The organism is Exiguobacterium sp. s26 (assembly GCF_018618235.1).
GTDB lineage: Bacteria > Bacillota > Bacilli > Exiguobacteriales > Exiguobacteriaceae > Exiguobacterium > Exiguobacterium chiriqhucha.
The window spans coordinates 1-2,365 of record NZ_JACSLS010000025.1; the positions used below are offsets into that span (position 1 = coordinate 1).

Annotated in this window: 2 protein-coding genes; both read right to left on the bottom strand. The window is 48.0% G+C overall.

The annotated features are described in order from the left end of the window. Positions 1 to 65 precede the first annotated feature (65 nt). Positions 66 to 782, bottom strand: coding sequence for an IS21-like element helper ATPase IstB (gene istB / locus KNP82_RS15360; RefSeq protein ID WP_029595512.1), 717 nt, complete (start codon positions 780 to 782; stop codon positions 66 to 68). Continuing rightward, positions 779 to 2,215, bottom strand: coding sequence for an IS21 family transposase (istA, locus tag KNP82_RS15365; RefSeq protein WP_029595511.1), 1,437 nt, complete (start codon positions 2,213 to 2,215; stop codon positions 779 to 781). Before istA ends, istB begins: the two co-directional genes overlap by 4 nt. Positions 2,216 to 2,365: the final 150 nt, after the last annotated feature.

A 2,365-nucleotide genomic window follows, 5' to 3' on the forward strand; every position in this document is an offset into this window, starting at 1 on the left:
TGTATTTTGCAATACAAATGTGCACAATAATGCAACGAAAAGTACAGAACTTTGCCAGCTGGGTTTTAGTGTTTCGACAACGCATGCGTGACACGATAACTGTCACCTGTAAAGTTTAGTATGTGAGCGTGATGGATGACGCGATCGACGAGTGCCGCAGTCAAGCGCGCGTCGCCAAAGATGCGATTCCATTGGCTGAACTCAAGGTTGGATGTGATGATCAGGCTCTTTCGCTCGTACCAGTCGGTGATGAGATGAAACAGAAGTTCCGCAGATTCTTTTGTGAGAGGGAGATATCCCATCTCATCTAAAATAATCATATCTGCCGACTCGAGACGAGAATGGAAGTTGCCTAGTTTTCCATCCCGCCAGGCCTTGTTAAGTTGCTCGACGAGTTCAGAGACCCGGAAGAACCTCACCTCATAACCTTTGTGACAAGCTTCTCTCCCGAGCCCGATGGCCAAATGGGTCTTTCCTGTACCCGGGGACCCTGTCAGAACGACGTTCTGTGAGTGCTCGACGAAATTCAGTGAGGTCAGTTCGTCCTTATCTAAATGCTTTGGGAAGTAGATGTGATTGCCCCAATGATAGTCGTCTAGTGACTTATTGTTGATGAATTTTGCCTTTTTGATTAACCGTTGCGCTTTCGCTTCCTCGCGGAGGCGCATTTCCATCGAGAAAAGCTCCGTGAGAAACTTTTCAGGGGATTCCGTTGGAATCGATTCATAGATTTCAGCGACATAGGCAAGGCGGAGCGATTTGCACATTTCTTTTAGGCTCATACTGCACCACCTTCTCCCCAAGGCCGATTCAGGCTATCGTACTTGCTCCAATCCACATCATAAGGATGGTCCTCAACCACGGCTGGATCGTCGTCCTCGCTCAGTAGCTCGTATAGGCGTTCATTGATCTCGAGGATTGGATAGAGTGCGAGCTTGGCTCGGATCCAGGCCAGTCTTTCCTGCCGAACGAGTAAGTTGGGTACGCCCAGGTACTCTTTGATTCTACCCGGCAGATATTCGGAATAACGGGAGTGCCCGAAGCTTCTCGGCTTCTTGTGCCAAGTGCTGATGATGTTTTCCCATGGGAGCGCACGCTTTGTCATCATGTAGGGACGTTTTTCTTCGTAGAGGATTTCTCCGTGAAGTGAGAGAATCTTCATCGAATCCCACCTTAAGATGGCGCGTACTTGCCCATGACGAGCCCCTGAAGGGATCAAGACTTTCGTCTTATCGATCGTTATTTCGCCGTACTTGTTCACCTTGAACAGTTCTTCTTTGAAGACGGGGAAGTCTTCTTGCGGCAATCGCAATAGATGTCTCTGCTCTTCTTCGAACAACTCACGGATCAGCACATGCTTTTCGTAATGCACTCTCTCCATGTCATCCCGTAGGGAAGCTGCGAGTTGCCGGTTCGTCGAATCGTAATCATGCATGACAGGGGCTGGGACAAGAAAATTGTACCGAACGTATCCTACCTTGTTCTCGACACTTCCTTTCTCGTTACCTCTGTAAGGATTACAGCTTTGAACTTGGAAGCCGTAATGTGCCATGAACTGCAGGAAAGCATCTGTATAGATCGCCTCTTCTTTTGTCGTTCGTGGTTGGATGACTGCGGCGGGGAGATTATCGATTCTGAGCTGTTGCGGTACACCACCGATTTCTTCAAAAAGCATTTTGAGTCCCGTCAAAAAGCACTCTTGGTTTTCTGCGGGCAGGGCGACAGCTGCTGTGCGGTTACTGAAGGGCAGGCTCATGACGAGGCATTTTACATCGACCGCATGACTATCTTTGACGACTTCCATCGTCCCGAAATCTACCTGTGCCTCACCCGGAGGGTGTTGCAATCGTTCTTGCCTTGTGTCGTTTTCCTCCTCGCTCGTCATATGCCAGCTCTTGATGAAATTGCAGACCGTCCGGTAAGAACCCTCGAATCCGTTCGCCACCAGCGTTTCATAAAGCTTTTTATTCGTTCGTCTTAACTTTTTCTGAAGCATTTGATCCTCGGTCAACCAATCCTCGACCATCTCGCCCCATTTCGTTCCGTACATCATGCCTCTCTTGGGGCGAATGGTTTCACTCGGCAGTTGAGCTGAATCCGCGTATTTTTTTACCGTCCTCCAGTTGAGGTCTAGATTTTTAGCGATTCGATTGATCGAATGTGATTTGTGGTTTCTCAGATATTTGATACAATTGATATCGGACATTGCTAGCATTCCTTCCATCTCCTAACGTTCTTGTGTCGCAACTTAAACGTTAGGGTGAGATTATGGTTGCTGGCAAGTCCTTTTTCTTTTCTAAAATAGGAGTGCAGAGTTGTGTACGTTTCCGTTGCACACTTCTGCACTCCTATTTTGCATTACACA

What these genes read in the sequence shown, in the direction of transcription:
- istA (WP_029595511.1), bottom strand. Translation starts at nt 2,215, where the DNA reads ATGCTAGCAATGTCCGATATCAATTGTATCAAATATCTGAGAAACCAC.
- istB (WP_029595512.1), bottom strand. Translation starts at nt 782, where the DNA reads ATGAGCCTAAAAGAAATGTGCAAATCGCTCCGCCTTGCCTATGTCGCT.